The following is a 23,677-nucleotide window of genomic DNA, read 5'->3' as shown; positions in this document are numbered from 1 at the left end:
ACCGGGCACCGTACGAAGGGACTAGGCCGGAACGCTCGCCACACCCGGCGCCAGGAACGGCTTGCCGTTCACCCGCGCCGAGACGCCCTCGCGGTCCAGGTACGGCGTGATGCCGCCCAGGTGGAAGGGCCAGCCGGCGCCCGTGATCAGGCACAGGTCGATGTCCTGGGCCTCGGCGACGACACCCTCGTCGAGCATCAGGCCGATCTCCTGGGCCACCGCGTCCAGGACACGGTCGCGGACCTGCTCCTCGGTCAGGACCGAGTCGCCCTGCTGCAGCAACGCGGCGACCTCGGGGTCGAGTTCGGGCTTCCCGCTGTCGTAGACGTAGAAGCCGCGCTTGCCCGCCTTGACGACGGCCGCGAGGTTCGGGGAGACCGTGAAGCGGTCCGGGAAGGCCCGGTTGAGGGTCTCCGAGACGTGCAGACCGATGGCAGGGCCGACCAGTTCGAGGAGGACCAGCGGGGACATCGGCAGGCCCAGCGGCTCGACCGCCTTCTCCGCTACCGCGACCGGGGTGCCCTCGTCGATGACGTTCTGGATCTCGCCCATGAAGCGGGTGAGGATGCGGTTGACGACGAACGCCGGGGCGTCCTTCACCAACACCGCTGTCTTCTTCAGCTTCTTGGCCACCGCGAACGCGGTCGCGAGCGAGGCGTCGTCCGTCTGCTCACCGCGCACGATCTCCAACAGGGGAAGGATCGCAACGGGGTTGAAGAAGTGGAAGCCGACGACCCGCTCGGGGTTCTTCAGCTTCGACGCCATCTCGCTCACCGACAGCGAGGAGGTGTTGGTGGCGAGGATCGCGTGCGCCGGGGCGACCGCCTCGACCTCCGCGAACACCTGCTGCTTGACGCCGATCTCCTCGAAGACGGCCTCGATGATGAAGTCGGCGTCGGAGAAGCCCTCGGCCTTGTCCAGGACACCGGTGACCAGGGCCTTGAGGCGGTTGGCCTTGTCCTGGTTGATGCGGGCCTTCGACAGCAGCTTGTCGATCTCGGCGTGGACGTAGCCCACACCCTTGTCGACGCGCTCCTGGTCGATGTCCGTGAGGACGACCGGTACTTCGAGGCGGCGCAGGAACAGCAGGGCGAGCTGCGAGGCCATCAGGCCTGCGCCGACCACGCCGACCTTCGTCACCGGGCGCGCCAGCGACTTGTCGGGCGCACCCACCGGACGCTTGCCGCGCTTCTGCACGAGGTTGAACGCGTAGATGCCGGCGCGCAGTTCGCCACCCATGATCAGGTCGGCGAGGGCCAGGTCCTCGGCGTCGTAGCCCTGCTGGAGGTCGCCGTTCTTCGCGGCCTCGATGATGTCGAGGGCGCGGTAGGCGGCCGGGGCAGCCCCGTGCACCTTGGAGTCCGCGACGAAACGGCCCTTGGCGACGGCCTGGTCCCAGGCCTCGCCCCGGTCGATCGCCGGACGCTCGACCTTGATGTCGCCCTTGAGGACGTTCGCCGTCCAGATCAGCGACTGCTCAAGGAAGTCGGCGCCCTCGAAGAGCGCGTCCGCGATCCCGAGGTCGAAGACCTGCTGGCCCTTGAGCTGCTTGTTCTGGTTGAGGCTGTTCTCGATGATCACCGAGACGGCCTTCTCGGCGCCGATCAGGTTCGGCAGCAGCGTGCAGCCGCCCCAGCCGGGGACCAGACCGAGGAAGACCTCGGGGAGGGAGAAGGCCGCGATGTGCTTCGACACCGTGCGGTACTCGCAGTGCAGACCGACCTCGACGCCACCGCCCATGGCCGCGCCGTTGTAGTACGTGAAGGTCGGTACCGCGATGTCCGCGAGGCGCTTGAAGACCTCGTGGCCGCCCTTGCCGATGGCGAGCGCGTCGTCGTGGTTCTTGAGGAGCTCTACGCCCTTCAGGTCCGCGCCGACCGCGAAGACGAACGGCTTGCCGGTGATGCCGACACCGACGATCTCGCCGGCCGCCGCCTCCTTCTCGACCTGGTCGATGGCGGTGTTCAGGTTCGCCAACGAGGCCGGGCCGAAGGTGGTCGGCTTGGTGTGGTCGAAGCCGTTGTCCAGCGTGATGAGCGCGAACCGCCCGGCGCCGTACGGCAGTTCGAGGTGGCGGACGTGCGCGGACGTCACGACCTCGTCCGGGAACAGCTCGGCCGCACCCTTCAGAAGCTCGGTGGTGGTGCTCACTTGTCCCCCTCGAAGTGCGGGTTCTCCCAGATGACCGTGGCGCCCATGCCGAAGCCGACGCACATCGTCGTCAGGCCGTAGCGGACGTGTCGCTGCTCCTCGAACTGGCGGGCCAGCTGCGTCATCAGGCGGACGCCCGAGGAGGCCAGCGGGTGGCCGAAGGCGATCGCGCCGCCGTACTGGTTGACGCGCTCGTCGTCGTCCGCGATGCCGTAGTGGTCGAGGAAGGCCAGCACCTGTACGGCGAAGGCCTCGTTGACCTCGAAGAGGTTGATGTCCTCGATGCCGAGGCCCGCCTTGGCGAGCGCCTTCTCGGTCGCGGGGATCGGGCCGTAGCCCATGACCTCCGGCTCGACGCCCGCGAAGGCGTACGACACGAGCCGCATCTTCACCGGCAGGTTGTTCTCGCGGGCGAAGTCCTCGCTCGCGATGATCGACGCGGTGGCACCGTCGTTCAGACCGGCCGCGTTGCCCGCGGTGACCCGGCCGTGCACCCGGAACGGCGTCTTGAGCCCGGCCAGGTTCTCCAGGGTGGTCCCAGGACGCATCGGCTCGTCGGCGGTCACGAGACCCCAACCCACCTCGCCCACCTGCTCGTTGGTGTTGCGCACCGAGATCGGCACCAGGTCCTGCTGGATCCTGCCGTTGGCGTACGCCTTGGCGGCCTTCTCCTGCGAGCGCACCGCGTACTCGTCGGCGCGCAGCTTGGTGATGTGCGGGTAGCGGTCGTGCAGATTCTCCGCCGTCATGCCCATGAACAGCGCGGAGTCGTCGACCAGCTTCTCGCTCACGAACCTCGGGTTCGGGTCCACGCCCTCGCCCATGGGGTGGCGGCCCATGTGCTCGACACCACCGGCGATGACGGCGTCGTAGGCACCGAAGGCGATGGAGCCCGCGGTGGTCGTGACGGCGGTCAGCGCGCCCGCGCACATGCGGTCGATGGAGTAGCCCGGGACGGACTGCGGCAGCCCGGCGAGGATGCCGGCCGTACGGCCGAGCGTGAGCCCCTGGTCACCGATCTGCGTGGTCGCGGCGATCGCGACCTCGTCGATCTTCGCGGGGTCCAGACCGGGGTTGCGGCGCAGCAGTTCCCGGATCGCCTTCACGACGAGGTCGTCGGCCCGGGTCTCGTGGTAGATGCCCTTCGGGCCCGCCTTGCCGAACGGGGTACGGACGCCGTCTACGAAGACGACGTCCCTGACGGTACGAGGCACGATTGGCTCTCCTCCAGGGTGCGGGATCTGCACTGCTGCGATGCGCTGAGCGCGCGCTCAGGAACCATGCTACTTGTGAGTAACCAGGCTGCCCAGTCCCGGGGCTCCAAGCGGCGAACGTCACACCCCGGAACCCTCGCGATCATGCTCCGGGCGGTGCCGTCGATCCCCGAGGGGTCAGCACCGGAGCGGGCACGGGATGCGAACCGGAACCCTCCCCGGTGATCACCCCGAACAGCGTCCGGGCCGCGTCCGCGCCGAATCCGTGCACATCATGGCTCATCGCGGAGAGCGTCGGATGCGTGATCCGGCACAACTCGGAGTCGTCCCAGGCCAGCACCGACACATCGGCCGGCACGGCGAGCCCCAGTTCGGCGGCGACCGCGAGCCCCGCCACCGCCATGATGTCGTTGTCGTACACGATGGCCGTCGGCCGGTCCGCCACCGCACCCGTCAGCAGCGAACGCGTGGCCCGCGCCCCCGCCTCTCCCGAGGAGTCGGTGGCCAGCTGCCGTGCCCCGGCCGGCCCCAGCGCCCGCGCCGCCGCGCCGAAGGCGGCGGTCCGCAGCGCGGTGAGCGCCGCCGCCCCGCCCACCCGCGCGATCCGCCGATGCCCGAGCCCGGCCAGATACCGCACCACCTCCGTGACGGCGCCGGCGTCGTCGGTCCACACCGAGGTCAGCCCCCCGGTCAACGACGGATGCCCCACGGCCACCACCGGCAGCCCCAGCCGCCGCACCACCGCGACCCGGGGATCGTCCGCCCGGAAATCCACGAGAATCGCCCCGCCGACCTGCCGAGTCCGCCACCACGACTCCTGCAGCCCGACCTCTTCCTCCGCACTCCGCACGAGCCGCAACAGCAGCGCGCAGGAATGCTCGATCAGCACGCTCTCCACCCCGGACATGAACTCCATGTAGAACGGCTCGAGCCCGAGCAGGCGCGCCGGCCGGCACACAGCCAGCCCTACGACATCCACCCGCGCCCCGGCCAGCGACCGCGCGGTGGGATGGGGCGCCCACCCCAGCTCCCGCGCGGCCTCGAAGATCCGCTCCCGCGTCGCGTCCGCCAGCCCCGGCTTCTGATTGAAGGCAAGCGACACCGCCCCCTTGGACACCCCGGCGCGGGCGGCAACGTCCTTGATGGTGACGCGAGTTGTGCTCATCGAGGGGAGTCTCGCAGCCGATCCCTCCGAGCGCGCCCTGTTCGACGAGTCCGAAGATCTTGGCGCGATCCAGACGCCCCGGCGCCAGGTTTTCAGGGGCGCGGGGCTGCATCGGTTCGCGGCTCCGCCGCGTGGGCGCGACCAGCCACAGATCACCCGCACTCGCCACACAGCGCCAACCGCTACGGCGCCTTCGCGGACAAAGCCTCCGCCAAAACAGGCGCCACCTGCTCCACCTGCCAGGGCCGAGCCCCGTACCCCGCCAACGCAGCCCCGACGGACTCCACATCCACACTCTTCGGCGGCTCCCAGCAAACCCGCCGAACCGTGTCCGGGGTAATCAAATTCTCCTGCGGCATGTTGAGCCCCTCGGCAACCGCAGACACCGCGGCCCGAGCCGCGGACAACCGAGCCGCAGCCTCGGGATCCTTGTCGGCCCAGGCGCGAGGCGGCGGCGGCCCGGTGACCGGTTGCCCGGGCTGCGGCAACGCCGAGTCGGGCAAGGCCTTGGCCCGATCGACGGCCACCTGCCACTGCTCCAGCTGCCGCCGCCCCATCCGATGCCCGAACCCGTTCAACGCGGCCAGCGCCTGCACATCGGCGGGAAGCGAGAGCGCGGCCTCCACGATCGCCGCGTCGGACAGCACCTTCCCCGGCGACACGTCCCGCCGCTGCGCGATCCGGTCCCGCGTCTGCCACAGCTCGCGGACGACACCGAGCTGCCGGCGCCGCCGCACCTTGTGCATCCCGGACGTACGACGCCACGGATCCTTGCGGGGCTCGGCGGGCGGCGCCGCGGCGATCGCGTCGAACTCCTGGCGGGCCCACTCCAGCTTGCCCTGCCGGTCCAGCTCCTTCTCCAGGGCGTCCCGCAGGTCGACGAGGAGTTCCACGTCCAGGGCCGCGTACCGCAGCCACGGTTCGGGCAGCGGGCGGGTGGACCAGTCGACGGCGGAATGCCCCTTCTCCAGGACGAAACCGAGGACGTTCTCGACCATCGCACCCAGGCCGACCCGCGGGAATCCGGCGAGCCGACCCGCCAGCTCGGTGTCGAAGAGCCGCGTCGGCACCATGCCTATCTCCCGCAGACAGGGCAGGTCCTGGGTGGCGGCGTGCAGCACCCACTCGACGCCGGAGACGGCCTCGCCGAGGCCGGACAGGTCGGGGCAGGCGACGGGGTCGATCAGCGCGGTGCCCGCGCCCTCGCGGCGCAGCTGCACCAGATAGGCGCGCTGTCCGTAGCGGTAGCCGGACGCGCGCTCGGCGTCGACGGCGAGCGGGCCCGTGCCGGCGGCGAAGGCAGCGATCGCCTCGGCGAGGGCGTCCTCGTCGGCGACCACGGGTGGAATGCCCTCCCGGGGCTCGAGCAAGGGGATCGGCGCCGTTTCGACGTCGTCCGGAGGGGCGCCTCCGGTGGTTCGCAGTGAACTGTCTGCTGCGGTTTCTTGGGCGTCGGTCACGTGTCAAGGGTATCCGTGTATGGACAACGCCCGTCGACGGAACGTTCCGTCGACGGGCGTCTGGGGGTCGTAAACCAGTCAGGTAAGTGAAAGATCCGGTTCGCGGCTCGGCGGGGGAGTGGAGGACGTGGTTCCGGGGCAGGGTCAGTGGATGATTCCGGTGCGCAGGGCCACCGCGACCATGCCGGCGCGGTCGCCCGTGCCGAGCTTGCGGGCGATGCGGGCGAGGTGGCTCTTGACGGTCAGTGCGGACAGGCCCATGGAGACGCCGATCGCCTTGTTCGACTGGCCCTCCGCGACCAGACGGAGCACCTCGACCTCACGGCCGGACAGTTCGCGGTAGCCGCCCGGGTGGCTCGGGGCACCCGGGGGGCGGCGGTGCATACGGGCGGCGGCGGAGCCGATGGGAGCGGCGCCGGGCCGGGTGGGGAGCCCGACGTTGGTGCGGGTGCCGGTGACGACGTAGCCCTTGACGCCGCCCGCGAGGGCGTTGCGCACGGCACCGATGTCGTCGGCGGCGGACAGGGCCAGGCCGTTGGGCCAGCCTGCGGCTCTGGTCTCGGAGAGCAGGGTGAGTCCGGAGCCGTCGGGAAGGTGGACGTCTGCCACACAGATGTCGCGGGGGTTGCCGATGCGGGGACGAGCCTCCGCGACGGACGAGGCCTCGATGACGTCGCGCACACCGAGCGCCCACAGATGGCGGGTGACGGTGGAGCGGACGCGCGGGTCGGCCACGACCACCATGGCGGTCGGCTTGTTCGGGCGGTAGGCGACCAGGCTTGCGGGCTGCTCAAGGAGAACGGACACCAGGCCTCCTGGGGTGTGGGACGACTTTCAAGGTCACAGTCGTCTTCGGCAGTAAACCCGCGGTCCTTTAGAGAAAGATCACGATTTAGTGAGTAGCAATCAGTGCAATTCGGACGCTCTGTCGATCGTTCGGTGAGCCAAACGGTTCGTTCGAGGGGTCACTCGTGATTGAAAGTGGCCGTATCGACAAAGACACTGCAAGTGATCGGTAAGTCCTCGGTGTGACAGGGGTAAGGCTCAGCGTGACTGCGGTCCCCGGCGTTGCGGCAGGGTGACGATGGACGCGTCGCCCGGACCCGCCGGCGGCAGGCCCGCGATCTGGGCCAGCAGATCGCACCAGGAGGCCAGATGCGCAGCCGTGTCCGGAACACCGCCGAGCCCCTCGCGCGGCGTCCACGAGGCACGGATCTCGATCTGGGAGGCCGACGGGCGCTCGGACAGCCCGCCGAAGTAGTGGGAACTGGCCCGCGTCACGGTGCCGCTCGGCTCGCCGTACGTCAGTCCGCGCGCCTGCAGTGCGCCGGTCAGCCATGACCAGCACACGTCGGGCAGCAGCGGGTCCGCCGCCATCTCCGGCTCCAGCTCCGCGCGCACCAGCGTCACCAGCCGGAACGTGCCGTGCCAGGCGTCGTGCCCGGCCGGGTCGTGCAGCAGCACCAGGCGGCCGTCGGCCAGGTCCTGGTCGCCGTCGACGACGGCGGCCTCCAGCGCGTACGCGAAGGGGGCGAGGCGCTGTGGCGCCGGTGTCGGGTCGATCTCGATCTGCGGTCGCAGCCGACTGTTCCGCAGCGCCTGGACCGCGGCCTGGAAAGCCGGCGGTGCCGTACCGCCCCCATCCCGGTCCCCCTCCTTGGAGTCGTCCATTCCGTCAGCGCCGTCCGACAGTCGTCCCTGAGCCGCAGCCATGCGGGAAGATTAAGGGGAACGGAGGCATCGTGCGGGACTAGACACCCGCTCTTGCGTCCAGCACACCGTGCAATCGCCTTCCGGCGCCGTGCGAGACTTGCCCCGTGAGTGTCAACCAGAGCCCCACGGGCCAGCAGCCGACCGCCACTTACGACTCCGCCTTCATGAAGGCGTGCAGGCGCGAGCCCGTACCGCACACTCCCGTGTGGTTCATGCGGCAGGCCGGGCGTTCGCTGCCGGAGTACCACAAGGTGCGCGAGGGCATCCCCATGCTGGAGTCCTGCACGCGTCCCGAGCTGGTCGCCGAGATCACCCTCCAGCCGGTGCGCAGGCACGGCGTGGACGCTGCGGTCTACTTCAGTGACATCGTCGTCCCGCTCAAGGCCATCGGCATCGACCTCGACATCAAGCCCGGCGTCGGCCCGGTCGTCGAGAAGCCGATCCGCACCCGCGCCGACCTGGCCCGGCTCCGCGACCTCACCCCCGACGACGTCTCCTACGTCACGGAGGCCATCGGCCTGCTGACCGCCGAGCTCGGCTCCACCCCCCTCATCGGCTTCGCCGGCGCGCCGTTCACTCTCGCGAGCTACCTCGTCGAGGGCGGCCCGTCCCGCACGTACGAGAACGCCAAGGCGATCATGTACGGCGACCCCGAGCTGTGGGCCGACCTCCTCGACCGCCTCGCCGACATCACGGCCGCCTTCCTCAAGGTCCAGATCGAGGCTGGCGCCAGTGCCGTCCAGCTCTTCGACTCCTGGGCCGGCGCCCTCGCGCCCGCCGACTACCGCCGCTCGGTGCTCCCCGCCTCCGCGAAGGTCCTCAAGGCGGTCGAGGGCTACGGCGTCCCCCGCATCCACTTCGGCGTCGGCACCGGCGAGCTGCTGCAGCTCATGGGCGAGGCCGGCGCGGACGTCGTCGGCGTCGACTACCGCGTCGCGCTGGACGAGGCCGCCCGCCGGGTCGGCCCCGGCAAGGCGCTCCAGGGCAACCTCGACCCGGCCGTCCTGTTCGCCCCCACGGAGGCCGTCGAGGCGAAGACCCGCGAGGTCCTCGAAGACGCGAAGGACCTCGAGGGCCACATCTTCAACCTCGGGCACGGCGTGATGCCGTCCACCGACCCGGACGCGCTCACCCGGCTCGCCGAGTTCGTCCACGCCGAGACGACCCGCTAGGGAACGTTCACCACGTGTGCCGGGGCCGTGCCCGCCTGCCGAACAGCAGGCCGCGCGGTTCCGGCGGCGGGGGAGTGCCCGCCTTGAGCGGCCAGGCCAGCAGCATGCCCGCCAGGAAGCCCACGACATGCGCCGCGTACGCCACGGTGCCGGCCTCCGAGACGCCCTCGCCGGCCGAGTAGAACGCCTGCAGCACGAACCAGAAGCCCAGCACCAGCCAGGCCGGCAGGCGCAGCGGCAGGAAGAACAGGAACGGCACCAGGACCCACACCCTGGCCTTCGTGTACAGCACCAGATAGGCGCCCAGGACACCGGCGATCGCCCCGGAGGCACCGATCAGCGGGTCGCCCGAGTCGGCGTTGAGGAGCGCGAAGCCGTAGCCCGCCGCGTAACCGCACATCACGTAGAAGAGCGTGAAGCGGATGTGGCCCATGCGGTCCTCGACGTTGTTGCCGAAGATCATCAGGAACAGCATGTTGCCCAGCAGGTGGATCCAGCTGCCGTGCAGGAACATCGCGGTGAAGACGCTCAGGGGCGCCGACTTGTCGTAGCTCGGCGGCGCGACCGCGCAGCCGGCGCCTCCCGGGCCGTTCTGCACGGCACCGGTCGGGACCAGCTGCGGCATCTGATGGTGGATCAACTCCCTTGGCACGGCCGCGTAGTGGTCCAGGAACGCCTGGAGATGACACAGCTGCGAGAGGTCGCTGCCACCCGCCACGGAACCCGCCATTCCGGGCGTGGCCAGGAAGACGAGCACATTCGCGGCGATGAGCGCGTACGTCACCCAAGGGGTGCGGCGCACCGGGTTCACGTCATGGACGGGGATCACCACAAGGGATTAGTGCCCCCGATACGCGCGGCGAACCGGTGAACACTGCCGTCCGCCTGTGCGTATGACTCCTCAACCGCCCGCGGTGCGGGGAAGGCGTGTCGCGGGGACGACGTGAGGAAAAGGCGATGAACGACCGGATTTCCCCTCAGATGACCGCCACGCCCGACGGCGAGGCCGAGATCTCCCTGGTGGTGCGCCTCCCCTGGGAGGACGTCGCCAGGCTCGGCCAGGAAGCGGGACGCCTGGCCGCGCAGATGCAGCGGCCGGTGACCCTGGACGAGGCGGTGAGCAACCGGCTGCGGACCAACGCGCTCGGCGCCCACGCGAAGCCCGCGGCGGCGGCGCAGCCCGCCGCGATGATGCCGCCGAGCGCGTCGGTGTCCTCGCTGCCGGCCAGGCCGCCGGCCGAGCAGGCACGGCAGGCCATAGACCGCATCAACGGGACGGCTTAGGAACGTTCGACACGGAACATGTAGGAACGTTCAACGAGGACCGGCCTGGACCTTGGCGGTCGCCTTTCGGGCCGCCACCAGGACCGGGTCCCACACGGGGGAGAACGGCGGCGCGTAACCCAGGTCCAGCGCCGTCATCTGTTCCACCGTCATACGGGCCGTGAGGGCGACCGCCGCGATGTCGACACGCTTCGCGGCCCCCTCCCGGCCGACGATCTGCACGCCCAGGAGACGGCCGGTACGGCGTTCGGCCAGCATCTTCACCGTCATGAGGGAGGCCTCGGGGTAGTAGCCCGCGCGGCTGGTCGACTCGATGGTGACCGCCTCGAACTGCAGGCCCGCGCGGTGGGCGTCCTTCTCGCGCAGCCCGGTGCGCGCGATCTCCAGATCGCACACCTTGCTCACGGCCGTACCGACCACCCCCGGGAAGGTCGCGTAACCGCCGCCCACATTGGTGCCGATGACCTGCCCGTGCTTGTTGGCGTGCGTCCCCAGGGCGATGTGCCGCTCCTGCCCGGAGACCAGATCGAGCACCTCGACGCAGTCGCCCCCGGCCCAGATGTTCTCGTGCCCGCGCACCCGCATCGCCATGTCGGTCAGCAGCCCGCCGTGCTGCCCGAGCGGCAGCCCGGCCGCCCTCGCGAGGACCGTCTCGGGCCGCACCCCGATCCCCAGCACCACGACGTCCGCCGGATACTCCGCGTCCTCGGTGACGACCGCCCGCACCCGCCCGTCGTCCCCGGTGCGCAGCTCGGTGACATGGGCGTCGTTGACCATGGTGATGCCCAGGCCCTCCATCGCCTTGTGCACAAGACGCCCCATGTCCGGGTCGAGCGTCGACATCGGCTCCTTGCCCCTGTTGACGACGGTGACGTTATACCCGCGGTTGACGAACGCCTCCGCCATCTCCACCCCGATGTACCCGGCCCCGACCACCACCGCGCGACGCCCACGCGTGCGTGCCAGCGAGTCCAGCAGCGCCTGCCCGTCGTCGAGCGTCTGCACCCCATGCACTCCGGGGGCGTCGACACCGGGCATGTCCGGACGGATCGGCCGCGCCCCGGTCCCGATCACGAGCTTGTCGTACGACGTCCAGGACTCCTCCCCGGAATCGACGTCACGCGCGCGTACCCGCCCGCCCGCGACGTCGAGCTCCACGATCTCGGTGCGCATCCGCAGGTCGATGTCCCGCGCCCGGTGCTCCTCCGGGGTACGGGCGATCAACTGCTCGGGAGTGGACACGTCACCGCCCACCCAGTAGGGGATGCCGCACGCCGAGTACGAGGTGAAGTGGCCCCGCTCGAAGGCCACGATCTCCAGCTCGTCCGGCCCCTTGAGGCGGCGTGCCTGCGACGCCGCGGACATGCCCGCGGCGTCGCCTCCGATGACGACCAGTCGTTCCCGGGTACCCCTCGCACGGCTCATGTCCATGCGAACACGCTACGGGGACCGATCATTTCAGTCCTGTCCGCCCTGCTCCTCCTCGCGCACCGGCGGGGCCGCAGGCAGCGGGCCCACCGCGGTGGCCGCGAGCACGGCCGCCGCCCGGCGCGGCCGTACGAGACGCAGCCACAGGACGACCAGCAGCGCCGCCACCGCCGCGAACGGCAGTACCGCGCCGAGTGCCAGGGCGATCCAGCGCAGCATCGTGACGAAGACGTGCCAGCCGCCCGCCACCGCGTCCACGAAGCCGGGGGAGTCGTCCTTGGCGGCGGCCTTCGCCACCGGGGTCTGCGACAGGGACAGGGTGATGGTGGCCAGGCTGGTGCGGTCCTTCAGGGAGGACTGTTGGGCGAGCAGCGCCTCCAGGTCGGACTCGCGGGTGCTCAGCTCGCCCTCCAGCTCCACCACGTCGCTCAACTTGGTGGCCCGGTCCATCAGTTCACGCACGCGTGCCACGCTGGCCCGCTGCGAGGTGATGCGGCTCTCCACGTCCACGACCTGGTCGGTGACGTCCTGCGCCTTCGCGGTCCGGTCGAGGAGCTTGCCCGCGCCCTCCAGGTCGGCGAGGACCTCGTCGTACTTGTCGGTGGGCACCCGCAGGACCACCCGGGTGCGTTCGTGGCCCTGTCCGTCGCGGGTGGTCGTCTCGTTGCCGACGAACCCGCCCGCGTTCTCCGTCGTGGTGCGGGCCTCGTCGAGGGCCTTCGGTACGTCCTTGACCCGCACGGACAGCGAGGCCGTACGGATGATGCTGCTCGCGGTGAGCTTCGGCACGGACTTGGTGTTCCGGGCGTTGCCGCTGCCCGAGGCGCCCTCCTGCTGGGCCGTGCCGGGAACCGCGGCCTTGGCGCCCGCGTCGCTCGCGCTGGTCTTGTCCGAGTTGCTGCTGCACCCGGTCAGCGCGAGGGCCGAGGCCAGCAGGAGCCCGGCCAGGGCCTGGACGGGCCGGACGGAGTGTCGTGTGCGCATGGGTCGGTACCCCCGAGGTTCGTCGTGACGACTGACGCACCTTCGACGCCGGGACCGGGCCGGACGTTGGCCGAAAACGGTTCCGATGAGGTCACGGTCGGGACTCGTGCCGGGCACCGGGCCGGGGTCGGACTGTCAGTGGGGTCTGAGAGGCTGGGGGCATGCGCGAAGTGGAGACTCGTACGGGTACAGGGCATGTCGTCGTCATCGGCGCCGGGATCGGCGGGCTGGCCGCCGCACACCGGCTGCTGGACAGAGGCGTGCGGGTGACGGTCGTCGAGGCGTCGGACCGGGTCGGCGGCAAACTGCTGCCCGGCGAGATCGCGGGCGCCCGCGTGGACCTCGGCGCCGAGTCGATGCTGGCCCGCCGCCCCGAGGCCGTCGCGCTCGCCCGCGAGGTGGGGCTCACCGACCGCCTTCAGCCGCCCGCCACCGCCACCGCCTCGCTCTGGACCCGGGGTGCCCTGCGCCCGATGCCCAAGGGCCACGTCATGGGCGTCCCCGGCACCGCCTCCGCCCTCTCCGGGGTCCTCTCGGACGAGGGCCTGCACCGCATCGAGCGCGACGCCGACCTGCCGCGCACGGAGATCGGCGACGACGTGGCGGTCGGGGAGTACGTGGCGGCCCGCCTCGGCCGCGAGGTCGTCGACCGCCTTGTCGAACCCCTCCTGGGCGGGGTCTACGCGGGCGACGCCTACCGCATCTCGATGCGCTCCGCCGTCCCCCAGCTCTTTCAGGCCGCGAAGACCCACGACTCCCTCACCGAGGCCGTCCGGGGCATCCAGGAGCGCGCCGCCGCCGCACAGCAGACCGGCCCGGTCTTCATGGGCATCGAGGGCGGAGTGGGCCAACTTCCGCTCGCCGTCGCGGAGTCGGTCCGCGCGCGGGGCGCCGAGATCCTCACCGGGACACCGGTGACCGAGCTGCGCCGGAGCGGAGCGGCGGGCTGGCGGGTCGTCGCCGGAGACCGCGTCCTCGACGCCGACGGGGTGATCGTCGCCGTACCCGCACCGGTCGCCGCACAGCTGCTCCGGGCCGAAGTACCCGGCGCCGCCGCCGAGTTGGCCACCGTCGAGTACGCCTCGATGGCCCTGGTCACCCTCGCCTACCGCCGCGCGGACGTCGAACTCCCCGAAGGCAGCGGCTTCTTGGTGCCCCCCGTCGACGGCCGCACCATCAAGGCGTCCACCTTCGCCTCCCAGAAGTGGGGCTGGATCGCCGACGAGAACCCGGACGTACTGGTCCTGCGCACCTCGGTGGGCCGCTACGGCGAGACGGCGATCCTGGACCGAGACGACACCGACCTGGTCGACGTCTCGCGCCACGACCTGCGCGAGGCGACCGGCCTCGGCGCCACGCCCCTCGACACCCGCGTCACCCGCTGGACCGACGGCCTGCCCCAGTACCCGGTCGGCCACCACGCGCGCGTGGCCCGCGTCCGCGAACACGTTGCCAAGCTGCCCGGCCTCGCCGTGTGCGGCGCGGCCTACGACGGCGTCGGCATCCCGGCGACCATCGCGAGCGCGTACGCGGCCGTCGAGCGGCTGACCGGCGACCCGGTGCCGGGCGCGTCCGGCGGAGCGGGAGAATAGCCCCATGAGCGACGACGCCCCCACCACCGAGTCCGGCCGTGTCCCGAACAAGGGCAAGCTGGCCAAGGACCTCAACGAGGCCATCCGCTACACGCTGTGGTCCGTCTTCAAGCTGAAGGACGTACTGCCCGAGGACCGCGCCGGATACGCCGACGAGGTCCAGGAGCTGTTCGACCAGCTGGCCGCGAAGGACGTGACGGTCCGCGGCACGTACGACGTGTCGGGCCTGCGCGCCGACGCCGACCTCATGATCTGGTGGCACGCCGAGACCGCCGACCAGCTCCAGGAGGCGTACAACCTCTTCCGCCGCACCAAGCTGGGCCGCGCCCTGGAGCCGGTCTGGTCGAACATGGCGCTGCACCGCCCCGCCGAGTTCAACCGCTCGCACATCCCGGCCTTCCTGGCCGACGAGACACCGCGCAACTACGTCAGCGTGTACCCGTTCGTGCGCTCCTACGACTGGTACCTGCTCCCCGACGAGGACCGCCGCCGCATGCTCGCCGACCACGGCAAGATGGCCCGCGGCTACCCGGACGTCCGCGCCAACACGGTCGCCTCCTTCTCCCTCGGCGACTACGAATGGCTCCTGGCCTTCGAGGCCGACGAGCTCTACCGAATCGTCGACCTCATGCGCCACCTGCGCGCGTCCGAGGCCCGCATGCACGTCCGAGAAGAGGTCCCCTTCTACACGGGCCGCCGCAAGGACATCGGCGACTTGGTAGCAGGCCTGGCGTAGATCTTTCAGGGGCGCAGACTAAACACTGCCCGGTCGCGCAGCCTTCGGCTCGGCATGCGGCGCACAAGCCGCGTGCCGCTCGGGCAGCCGCCCTTCCAACAAGTAAGCGTCCAGATACCCGTTGACGCACTTGTTGGGCCCACCCGCGATCCCATGCGTCCCGGCATCCCGCTCGGTCACCAACACCGAGTCGGACAACCGCCGTTGCAACTCAAGGGCACCGTCGTACGGAGCGGCCGCATCCCGCTCGGCCGCCATGATCAGCACCGGCGGCAGCTCCCCGGGCCCGGTCCGCACATCAAGCGGCTGCTGCCGGGGCGCGGGCCAGTACGCGCACGGCAGGTTCATCCACACGTTGTCCCAGGTCTCGAACGGCGCCACGCGCGCGAGCCGCGTGTTGTCCCGGTCCCAGACGCTCCACTCCGTCGGCCAGGCCGCGTCGTTGCACTCGACGGCCGTGTACACCGCGTTGCCGTTCTCCGCCTCGACGGCCGCCCCCGGCGTCGGCCCGGCCTGCTGCACCAGCAGCTTGGGGCTGCCCTTCAGGTAGGCCGACAGCGCCGCCGCGGTGTGCGGCCAGTAGTCGTCGTAGTACCCGGCCGACAGGATCGCGCCCTGCAACTGCGCGGGCCCCACCTTGCCGCCCGCCGGCTTCTCGGCGAGCCGCGCGGAAGCCTTCTGGTAGCTGCGCAGCACCTTCGCGGCCGTGTCGCCGAGCCCGTACACGTCGTCGTGCCTGGCCATCCACTCCCGGAAGTCCGCCCAGCGGCTCTCGAACGCGGCCGACTGGTCGAGGTTGTTGCGGTACCAGACCTGCTCGGGGTCCGGGTTCACCGCCGAGTCGAACACCATCCGCCGTACGTGCAAGGGGAACAGCGTCGCGTACAGCGCCCCGAAGTAGGTCCCGTAGGACGCGCCCATGAACGTCAGTTTGTCCTCGCCGAGGGCGGCGCGCAGGACGTCCAGGTCGCGGGCGTTGTTGAGGGAGTTGTAGAACCGCAGCTTGCCGCCGGAGCGCGTGGCGCAGCCGCGCGCGTAGGCCTTGGCCTCCGCGATGCGCTCCTTCTTGTACGACTCGGAGGGGTACGTCGGCGACTGCGAGGGCGCCTTGAAGAAGTGCTTGGGGTCCTCGCAGGACAGCGGTGCCGACTTGTCGACGCCGCGCGGGGCGTAGCCGACGAGGTCGTAGGCCGACGCGATGCGCTTCCACTCGGGGAGCATGCCGATCAGCGGGAAGTAGAGGCCGGAGGCGCCGGGGCCGCCCGGGTTGTAGACCAGGGAGCCCTGGCGGGGGACTCTGCGCTTGCTGTTGTGCGGGTCCTTGTGGGTGGCGACGGCCCGGCTGACGGTCAGTCTGATCTGCTTGCCGTCGGGGTGCGCGTAGTCGAGCGGGACGGATACCGTGCCGCACTCCATGGTGCCGGGCATGTCCTGCGCGTCGGGGCACTTCCCGAAGTCGATGCCCTTCGCGCGGGCGTGTGCGGCGGCGACCGCGGTGCCGGCCGACTCGACGGCGCCCGGTGCGCCGGTGGCCGGGGCGGCGGTGAGGCCGGTCAGGAGCAAGGACCCGGCGGCCGAGTACAGGGCGGCGGCTCGCATGGTGGCGTATCCCTTCGGAGCACGGCAGCAACAAAAGGGATGTTTCGTTCGCTTGTTGGCGAAGGCAAGCACCGTCGGGCCGGTGTCGGCCCCAATGACCCCTGTGCGCCCCTTGGCGCGCTCTCACGCCGAGGTCAGCGCCGCCACTCGTCGAAGTGCTCGCGGTACTGCTCGCGGTGCGCGAAGGCCGCCCGGAGATCCGGTTCGCCGACCGCGCGGATGCCGCGTACGGCCACAGAGGTGAGATACGTACGGTCGTCGGCGCCGCCCCCCGCGTGCCGGGCCAGCGTGCCGAGCAGTTGCTGACCGGCCGGGGAGGCCCAGTGCGAGTACGGGTGCACCTCGACCCGCGCGATGGCCAGACAGCTCAGCGTCAGGGCGAGCGGCAGCGCGAACCAGAGCGCGACCAGCCCGGGCGGCATCTCGGCGCCCGGCGTCAGCAGCGCGGTAGCGCCCAGCACCAGCACGACGAGCGCGGCGGCCCGCACCTGCCGGACCCCGGAGGCGACCGTCGTACGGGTCCCGTCCGGTACGGCGAGACCCGCGTCGACGAGCCGGTCCGCCACGTCGCGCACCGCGTCCGTGGCCGCCGCGGTGGCCCGCACCGGGGCGATCCGGGACTGTCCCTCGGGCCCGATGGCGCCTATCACCGACCGCTCGATGGGGTCCCGGCCGCGCGGGTCCACGACGGTTGCCCAGCCGGTGTGGGCGAGTAGCAGCCGGTGCTGGCGCGCCATGGAGACCAGCGTCAGATCGGCGACCCGCGCGGGACCGCCGGACAGGAACGCCGCCTCGTAGAGCGTCAGATCGTGTCCTTTGCCCGCGTCGTCCGCGTCGACGGCCGCCGCTCTGACGGCGGCCAGGCACAGCCGAGTGCACGCCGTGCCGGCGACGGCCCAGGCCATGAGCAGGAGAAGGACCCAGAACATGCCACGTTTCTATGCCAAAGGCCCAGGAGACCGCCATGCCTTGTTCACAATTCGGACGGAGCGTTGTCTGCCTGTGACGTTCCGCTTGTCCGAAAACAGACCACAGCCGAAACACGGCTACGGCTGCGTCGACGGCGGCGGGCTGGAGGCGGGCGGCGGCAGCGAGTACGTCGGCGAGACCGACGGGGTCAGCGGGACGACCTGGCCGGGGTCCGCGAAGGGCGCGGACGCGGCCGGGGAGGTGGTGGGTGCGGGCGTGCTGCTCGCGGCCATGTCCCGGGCCAGCGCGGCGAAGTCGACGTATCCGGTGGCCTCCAGGACCTTGATGTGGTCCAGGACGGTCGTGTTGGCGTCGTCGGCGAGGGCGCGGACCAGGGAGTTCTGGGTGGTGGCCCGGACCTGGGCGACCACCGTGAACACCTTGCCGTGCGCGAGGCGCAGGATGTTGGCGAACTTGCGGTCGAAGTCCACGCCCTGTGCCGCGTTGAGGGTGACGAGCCACTGCTGTTGCTGGGCGTTGGGCTGGTTCGGCAGCGGCAGCCCGAGCCGCGCGGCGACATCGCGCACCCGCTCGTCGAGGAACGTGTGGCCGTCGATCAGATGCCGCCCAGCCGTCCGCACGGCGGCGGTTGTGCCCTTCTCCTCGGCCTGCTGCCCGGCCGGCAGCTCCCACAGCCCGGCGAGCCGCACCCGCGTGACGAAGTCCTTGTCCAGCGCGGAAAGCGGCCCGTACCGCGTCGCCACGGTCTGGTCGCTGAGCGCGTTGGCGGTCGTCCCGGACCGGTCGGCGTAGGACCAGACCGGGAAGATCAGCGCCGCCAGGGTCGCGGTCAGACCCACGATGATGACGCCGGTACCACTGAATATCCCTCGGCCCTTTACGGGGGGTCGCGGTCGCATGGGGTGCCTCCTGTGACGGCACCGCACGTGAGTGCGCTTCTCGTGCGGAACCGCAATATTACTCTGGAGTCACTGTCACCTTCCAAGGCCCATCCCGGCCCTACCGCGACCCGTCAGCGTCGCAACAGCACCCGCCGGGTGGCACGGGCGAGCCGGACCGCGGGCCGCGTCGAACGCGGGGCCGGCCCCGAGCGCTCCAGCCACCAGGCCCGCAACTCCCGCCTGACCTCGGCGTTCTCCGGGCCGCCCGAGAGCAGCAGCTGACCGGCGAAGTCCAGCGCGTCCCGCCGGTAGCCGCCAGTCATCGGGTGCGTGTGCGTGTACGCGAGGAAGGCCGGCCGGTACGCCGCCCCGAGGATCTCCGGCAGTTCGGGAGCCACCTTCGCCACGACATCGGCCCGCTTCGCCCCGAGCGCCCGCGCCTGCACCCCGAGCCGCACCCGGTTGAACCCTTCGGGCACCGGAGTACCGGCGACCAGCGCGGAGAGCAGGGCGGCCTGGGCGAGGGCGAGACGCTGGCGGGCGGGGGCGGCGGCCTGGGATGCCAAGGCATGCGGTGCGGTTGTCGGAGCCGCGACATGCGCCCGCCCCCGCCCCTTGTCCAGCGCCCCGCGAATCGACGTCAACTCCCGCTCCAGTTCCGCCGCTTCGGGGAAGTTGTCGTCGCGCTCCAGCAGCACCCCCGGCGGGGAGACGCGGGACGCCAGGTCGGTGAGGATGTCGAGGACCGGGGCGGGCACGGGGTGGGCGTGGCTGTCGTGCCAGACGCCGTCGCGTTCGACGCCGCCCGCGACATGGACGTAGGCGATGGCCTCGACTGGGAGTTCGGCGAGGGCCTTGGCCGGGTCCTCGCCGCGGTTGACGTGGTTCGTGTGCAGGTTGGCGACGTCGATGAGGAGGCGTACGCCGGTGCGGTCGGCCAGTTCGTACAGGAACTGGCCCTCGGACATCTCCTCGCCCGGCCAGGCGAGCAGCGCGGCGATGTTCTCGACCGCGAGCGGTACGGGCAGCGCGTCCTGGGCTATGGGGATGTTCTCGCAGAGCACGTCGAGGGCGTCCCGGGTGCGCGGCACGGGCAGCAGGTGGCCGGCTTCGAGAAGCGGGGAGGCGGTCAGCGGGCCGCCCGCGCGGACGAACGCGATGTGCTCGGTGACCAGCGGTGAGCCGAGGGCCTCGGCCCGCTCGGCGAGCGCCGTCAGCCTGTCCGCGTCGGGCCGGTCGGCGCCGCCGAGGCCCAGGGAGACGCCGTGCGGGATCACGGTCACGCCGCGCTCGCGCAGCCGTAGGAGCGATTCGGGGAGATGGCCGGGGCAGAGGTTCTCGGCCACGGCCTCGACCCAGTCGATGCCCGGCAGGTGCTCCACGGCGTCCGCGATCTCCGGCCGCCATCCGATGCCCGTCCCCAGTCGTTCCATCGCCCGTCCCCGTCCTCGATGTCCTCGCTGAAATCCATCCACTCCACATGACCGCTGTTCGGTGTGACGGAGGTATCGCCCCCGGGCCGGGCCCCGAACCCCGGCCGTGTCACCTTCAGAGCAACATTTGAGGTTCGGGGCCCTGGCCGGCTAGCCCAGCACCCCATTCGAGTCGACCGGATCCGGTCGCCCGGTGTTGACCGTGCCCGGCGCGCCCGGGGACGGCCGTGAGGTGGCCCCGATGTTCGGGCCGGCCTCTGCGGCCGGTGCCGAGGGCGCCACCTGACCGGGTACGGGCGCGGCGGGACCGGTCGGGCTGGCGGTGGAGGCGTTCGCGATCCCGTTGGCGATGGCGTCGAAGTCGACCCGCCCGGTCTTCTCCAGCACCGTGATGTGGTCGAGCACGGTCTGGTTGGCGTCCGAGGCCAGCTGTCTCACCAGCGTGTTGCGGGTGGTGTTCCGTACGGCGCCGATGGCCGGGAAGATCTTGCCGTGCGCGGCCCGCAGCAGGTTGGCGAACTTGTACTCGTACTCCGCGCCGGTCGCCGCGCTCATCTCCCGCAGCCAGCCCTGCTGTTGCTCGTTCGGCACGTTGGGCAGCGCCACATTGAGCTGGGCCGCGATGATCCGCACCCGCTTGTCGAGGTCGGTGTGGCCGACGATGAGATGGTCCCCGGCCTCCTTGATCGCCTGGCTGGGCGCCCGCTGGACCGCCTGCTGCCCGGCCGGCAGCTCCCACAGCCCGGCCAGCCGCACCCGCACGATCAGATCCCGGTCGGCGGCTGTCAGCGGCCCCCACTGCGTGTTCACCGTGCCCGCCGCCACGTTCGCCTGACCGGTGCCCGCGCGGTCGGCGTACGACCACACGGGAAAGACGAGTGCGCCGGTGGTGGCGAAGATAGCCGCGATGAGCACGGTCGTGCCGTTGATACGACGCAAGGGAGCCTCCCGGGGAAACCAACTGGTCGTTGGAGAAGTTGACGCGTGGCCAGTGCCTGGAGGTACGCGCGGGCAGGTCGCCTTGTTCAAAGGGAGGGCAGCTTTGCTCAAAGGGCAGGTAAAGGGAGCGAGTTCAGTGGCTCTTGACGGGCCAGTGCTCCGGCGTCCGGCCCAGCAGCCGTAGCGCGTCGTCGAGCGGACCGGCGTCCGGCGGTACGTCGAGCGCCGGGGCGAAGGCGAACCCGGGGCCGCGTCCGGCCGGGTCGGTGGGCACCAGTCGGGCCACCGTCAGCGCGATGTCCAGGACGTCGTCCGACAGGTCCAGCGCTGTGCCGAGTGCGGCGGCGACGTCCCAGGCGTGGACGACGTAGTCGATGAAGTGGAAGCCGATCGCGGTCCGTCCGGGGAAGCTCATGCCCAGCTCAGGGAGGGCGAACTCCCGCTCGGTGGCGCCGGGTTCGGCGAACGCGGCGAGGACGGCCGTGGCCGCCGCGCGGTGAGTCCGGGCCGGCTCGCTCATGTCCTCCGGCTCCCGCCAGTACGCCCTGTCCTGGCCCGCGCCGCGCGCGGCGGCCGCGAATCCGTGATGCTGCGCGGCCATGTGTGCCACGAGCCGCCGCAGGTCCCACCCCGCGCAGGGGGTGTCCCGCTCCCAGTCCTCCTCCTGTGCCAACTCCACTACGCGCAGGGCCTCGTACACGGCGATCCGGTCGAGCTCGACGATGTCCGTTCCGGTGGCAGTCATGGGGCTTGACCCTAAAACTGTGCGAACGATCGTGCTACTTATTTTTCGGCCGAAGTGACGCAGGGGCTGAAGTGCCGTGAGGATTACGGGACTTGCGGGACCCGCGAAGGATCCGTGGCCGCTCCCCGCAGTCGCGCCGCGATGCCGACGCGCGCCCGGCGGTAGGCGGTCTCCTCGTCGTGCAGTACGGAGACCACGTTGGCCGTCTCCATCAACGCGACCAGTTCGAAGGCGAGTTGGGGTATGTCGGTGTCGGTCCGCAGCTCGCCCGCGTCCCGCGCCCCGGCGATCGTCCCCTCCACGAAGGCCGCCCAGTCCCGCTGCGCCCCGACCACCGCGTCGTGCACTGCCCCGGACCGGGCGTCGAACTCGGCGACGACCTCGTAGAAGAAGCAGCCGCCCGGGAAGACCCGCCCCCGCGAGTACTCCAGCCACAGCTCGCACAGCCGCCACAACCTGCCGACCCCGGCGGGGAGTTCGGCGGCAGGCCCGATGACCTTCTCGGTGTAGATGCGGGCGGCCTCGCGGACGGTGGCCAGTTGTAGCTCCTGCTTGGAGCCGAAGAGCGCGAACACCCCGCTCTTGCTGAGTCGCAACTCGGTCGCCAACCGGCCGACGGACAGCGCCTCCAGGCCCTCGACGGAGGCTATGTCGACGGTACGGCGCAGGACCAGCCGCCGGGTGCGGTTGCCCCGCTCGACCCGGCCGTCGAGACGTGTCGTGCCCGCACCCTCGTCAGGTGTCCTTGTCGCTGCGCCGGCTCTCATGGTGGTCCACCCTAAGCAACACGGGGGAAACGGACACTTCCTAGGATGCGGCGGGTGCACCTGACCGTCCTTGACGCCCCCACCGAGTGGAGCCGCTTCGCCGAGGGCTCCGTCGAACGCCGCATGCTGCTCGCGCTCGGCGACCTGCTCGGCACCCCGTTGCGCCCGAAGCCGCTGATGCTGCCCGACGGCAGCCGTGTCGAGGTCGAAGGTATCGACCCCGCCTGCCGTGTCCTCGTCCAACTCGTCGGCAACCAGGGTGCGTACAAGCCCGCGTACCGCAACAAGGTCATGGCGGACATGTTCAAACTGCTCTGGCTGCGCGAGTCCGTACCCACCGCCGAGCGCGCGGTCCTCCTGGTCACCGAGCTGATCGTGCAGGCCCTCGGCGGCTGGGTGGCGCGCGCCGCGGCGGACCTCGGGATCGAGATCCACGTCTACGACGGCAGCGCGGCCGTCCCGCTCCAACTCCCGTCGCGGCCAGACGTAAAACGCCCGTAACAGACAACTGCGGTGTCCCGAAACACAATCTTCCTACGGTCGGGGGCACCTAAGCGGATTTCCGCGTGGCAGTCAGTCGCACTCGCTACGCACGCTCTCCGACTTCCAGGATCGGGCACTTGTGCCCGCGACATGGATGGGAGCGTGAAGGTGACTGGTACGCCAGCACTCGAACTGCGGTCGGTGCGAAGGGTCTACGGGTTCGGGTCGGCCGCGACCACGGCCCTCGACGACGTCCACCTGACGGTGCCGTCGGGCCGTTTCGTCAGTCTCATCGGCCCCAGCGGCTGCGGAAAGTCGACGCTGCTGCGGCTCGTCGCGGGGCTCGAACAGCCCGACGGCGGCGAGGTGTCGGTGCACGGTGTGACACCGGCACAGGCATGCGCGGCCAAGCTGATCGGACTCGTACCGCAGAGCCCCGCGCTGCTGCCCTGGCTGTCCGTCCTGCGGAACGTCACGCTGCCCCAGAAGATCAACCGGGGTGCGGCCGGGCGCCGGGAACGCATCGCCGACTTCGCCGAGCGTCGAACGGCCCCCGATATGAAGGAACTCCTCGTCAAGGCCGGCCTCGGCGACGCCCTGCACAAGCTCCCGGCCCAGCTCTCCGGCGGGATGCGCCAACGCGCCGCGATCGTCCGGGCGTTCGGCCTGCAACCCGACGTGCTCGTGATGGACGAACCCTTCTCGGCGCTCGACGAGTTCACCCGCGAAAGCCTTCAGGACCAACTCCTCGACCTCTGGGAGGAGTTGCGGACCACCGTCCTGTTCGTCACGCACTCCGTGTCCGAGGCCGTACGGCTCTCCGACACCGTCGTCGTCATGGCACCGAACCCCGGCCGCATCGTCGAGAGCATCGACGTCGACCTGCCCCGGCCGCGCGGTGAACGGCTCTTCGGGGAACGGCGGTTCCACGAGTACGAGGACCTGGTGAGAGAGCGGCTGCGGCGTGCCTGGCACAGCGAAGCCGCGTGAGTGGGGGCGAG

The 23,677-nt window shown here is 70.9% G+C and carries 22 protein-coding genes; 6 read left to right on the top strand and 16 right to left on the bottom strand.

What is annotated here, in order from left to right; translation table 11 throughout:
- Positions 1-21: 21 nt before the first annotated feature.
- The 6 genes from OH768_RS13315 to OH768_RS13290 form a co-directional block, all read right to left on the bottom strand.
- Positions 22-2,151, bottom strand: a complete 2,130-nt coding sequence (locus tag OH768_RS13315) for a 3-hydroxyacyl-CoA dehydrogenase NAD-binding domain-containing protein (protein WP_406453311.1) — start codon at positions 2,149-2,151, stop codon at positions 22-24.
- Positions 2,148-3,365 (bottom strand): thiolase family protein, encoded by a 1,218-nt coding sequence (locus OH768_RS13310; protein WP_406453309.1) that lies wholly within the window; start codon positions 3,363-3,365, stop codon positions 2,148-2,150. The genes OH768_RS13315 and OH768_RS13310 overlap by 4 nt, the downstream gene beginning before the upstream one ends.
- A gap of 142 nt (positions 3,366-3,507) precedes the next feature.
- Entirely contained in the window at positions 3,508-4,530 is a 1,023-nt protein-coding gene (locus tag OH768_RS13305; protein WP_406453307.1) for a LacI family DNA-binding transcriptional regulator, read from the bottom strand.
- Between the two features lie 182 nt (positions 4,531-4,712).
- A complete protein-coding gene (locus OH768_RS13300) occupies positions 4,713-5,990 on the bottom strand; it encodes an HRDC domain-containing protein (RefSeq protein WP_406453305.1) in 1,278 nt (425 codons plus the stop codon).
- Between the two features lie 144 nt (positions 5,991-6,134).
- Positions 6,135-6,797, bottom strand: coding sequence for a response regulator transcription factor (locus OH768_RS13295; RefSeq protein WP_019073943.1), 663 nt, complete (start codon positions 6,795-6,797; stop codon positions 6,135-6,137).
- A gap of 237 nt (positions 6,798-7,034) precedes the next feature.
- A complete protein-coding gene (locus OH768_RS13290) occupies positions 7,035-7,703 on the bottom strand; it encodes a DUF3000 domain-containing protein (protein WP_406453303.1) in 669 nt (222 codons plus the stop codon).
- Positions 7,704-7,807: 104 nt separating this feature from the next.
- Between OH768_RS13290 and hemE the strand changes: the two genes are divergently transcribed.
- Positions 7,808-8,875, top strand: a complete 1,068-nt coding sequence (hemE, locus tag OH768_RS13285) for a uroporphyrinogen decarboxylase (protein WP_406453301.1) — start codon at positions 7,808-7,810, stop codon at positions 8,873-8,875.
- A 7-nt stretch (positions 8,876-8,882) separates the two neighbouring features.
- Here hemE and OH768_RS13280 read toward each other — a convergent pair whose 3' ends face one another.
- Positions 8,883-9,707 (bottom strand): rhomboid family intramembrane serine protease, encoded by an 825-nt coding sequence (locus OH768_RS13280; RefSeq protein WP_406453299.1) that lies wholly within the window; start codon positions 9,705-9,707, stop codon positions 8,883-8,885.
- A gap of 125 nt (positions 9,708-9,832) precedes the next feature.
- Between OH768_RS13280 and OH768_RS13275 the strand changes: the two genes are divergently transcribed.
- Positions 9,833-10,159 (top strand): hypothetical protein, encoded by a 327-nt coding sequence (locus tag OH768_RS13275; RefSeq protein WP_019073947.1) that lies wholly within the window; start codon positions 9,833-9,835, stop codon positions 10,157-10,159.
- Between the two features lie 30 nt (positions 10,160-10,189).
- Here OH768_RS13275 and OH768_RS13270 read toward each other — a convergent pair whose 3' ends face one another.
- Both OH768_RS13270 and OH768_RS13265 read right to left on the bottom strand, forming a co-directional pair.
- Positions 10,190-11,590 (bottom strand): FAD-dependent oxidoreductase, encoded by a 1,401-nt coding sequence (locus OH768_RS13270; RefSeq protein ID WP_406453297.1) that lies wholly within the window; start codon positions 11,588-11,590, stop codon positions 10,190-10,192.
- Positions 11,591-11,617: 27 nt separating this feature from the next.
- On the bottom strand, positions 11,618-12,571 hold the full coding sequence (locus OH768_RS13265) for a DUF4349 domain-containing protein (protein WP_406453295.1): 954 nt from the start codon (positions 12,569-12,571) through the stop codon (positions 11,618-11,620).
- A gap of 161 nt (positions 12,572-12,732) precedes the next feature.
- Between OH768_RS13265 and hemG the strand changes: the two genes are divergently transcribed.
- Together hemG and hemQ are read left to right on the top strand one after the other, a co-directional pair.
- Entirely contained in the window at positions 12,733-14,163 is a 1,431-nt protein-coding gene (hemG, locus tag OH768_RS13260; RefSeq protein WP_406453293.1) for a protoporphyrinogen oxidase, read from the top strand.
- Between the two features lie 4 nt (positions 14,164-14,167).
- Positions 14,168-14,899 carry a hydrogen peroxide-dependent heme synthase gene (hemQ, locus tag OH768_RS13255; RefSeq protein ID WP_406453291.1) on the top strand — a complete coding sequence of 244 codons (732 nt, stop codon included), beginning with the start codon at positions 14,168-14,170 and terminating at the stop codon, positions 14,897-14,899.
- An 18-nt stretch (positions 14,900-14,917) separates the two neighbouring features.
- Here the strand turns inward: hemQ and OH768_RS13250 are convergent, their stop codons facing one another.
- The 7 genes from OH768_RS13250 to OH768_RS13220 form a co-directional block, all read right to left on the bottom strand.
- Entirely contained in the window at positions 14,918-16,498 is a 1,581-nt protein-coding gene (locus OH768_RS13250; protein ID WP_406453289.1) for an alpha/beta hydrolase, read from the bottom strand.
- Positions 16,499-16,632: 134 nt separating this feature from the next.
- On the bottom strand, positions 16,633-17,427 hold the full coding sequence (locus OH768_RS13245; RefSeq protein WP_406453287.1) for a TIGR04222 domain-containing membrane protein: 795 nt from the start codon (positions 17,425-17,427) through the stop codon (positions 16,633-16,635).
- Between the two features lie 117 nt (positions 17,428-17,544).
- Entirely contained in the window at positions 17,545-18,327 is a 783-nt protein-coding gene (locus OH768_RS13240; RefSeq protein ID WP_406453285.1) for a DUF4142 domain-containing protein, read from the bottom strand.
- Positions 18,328-18,440: 113 nt separating this feature from the next.
- The gene (locus OH768_RS13235; RefSeq protein WP_406453283.1) at positions 18,441-19,742 is read right to left on the bottom strand and encodes a DUF692 domain-containing protein; all 1,302 of its coding nucleotides are present in this window, start codon (positions 19,740-19,742) and stop codon (positions 18,441-18,443) included.
- A gap of 150 nt (positions 19,743-19,892) precedes the next feature.
- A complete protein-coding gene (locus tag OH768_RS13230; RefSeq protein ID WP_406453281.1) occupies positions 19,893-20,681 on the bottom strand; it encodes a DUF4142 domain-containing protein in 789 nt (262 codons plus the stop codon).
- 133 nt (positions 20,682-20,814) lie between these two features.
- Positions 20,815-21,426: a TIGR03086 family metal-binding protein gene (locus OH768_RS13225; protein ID WP_406453279.1), complete on the bottom strand. Its 612-nt coding sequence runs from the start codon at positions 21,424-21,426 to the stop codon at positions 20,815-20,817.
- 83 nt (positions 21,427-21,509) lie between these two features.
- On the bottom strand, positions 21,510-22,193 hold the full coding sequence (locus tag OH768_RS13220) for a TetR/AcrR family transcriptional regulator (protein ID WP_406453277.1): 684 nt from the start codon (positions 22,191-22,193) through the stop codon (positions 21,510-21,512).
- 45 nt (positions 22,194-22,238) lie between these two features.
- Between OH768_RS13220 and OH768_RS13215 the strand changes: the two genes are divergently transcribed.
- Together OH768_RS13215 and OH768_RS13210 are read left to right on the top strand one after the other, a co-directional pair.
- A complete protein-coding gene (locus OH768_RS13215) occupies positions 22,239-22,694 on the top strand; it encodes a hypothetical protein (RefSeq protein WP_406453275.1) in 456 nt (151 codons plus the stop codon).
- A 150-nt stretch (positions 22,695-22,844) separates the two neighbouring features.
- Positions 22,845-23,666 (top strand): ABC transporter ATP-binding protein, encoded by an 822-nt coding sequence (locus tag OH768_RS13210; RefSeq protein WP_406453273.1) that lies wholly within the window; start codon positions 22,845-22,847, stop codon positions 23,664-23,666.
- The last annotated feature ends 11 nt before the right edge of the window (positions 23,667-23,677 follow it).

It is taken from the genome of Streptomyces sp. NBC_01622 (assembly GCF_045209635.1).
Taxonomy (GTDB): domain Bacteria; phylum Actinomycetota; class Actinomycetes; order Streptomycetales; family Streptomycetaceae; genus Streptomyces.
Note: the sequence above shows the minus strand (reverse complement) of the source record. Positions and strands in the feature narration are given on the sequence as shown.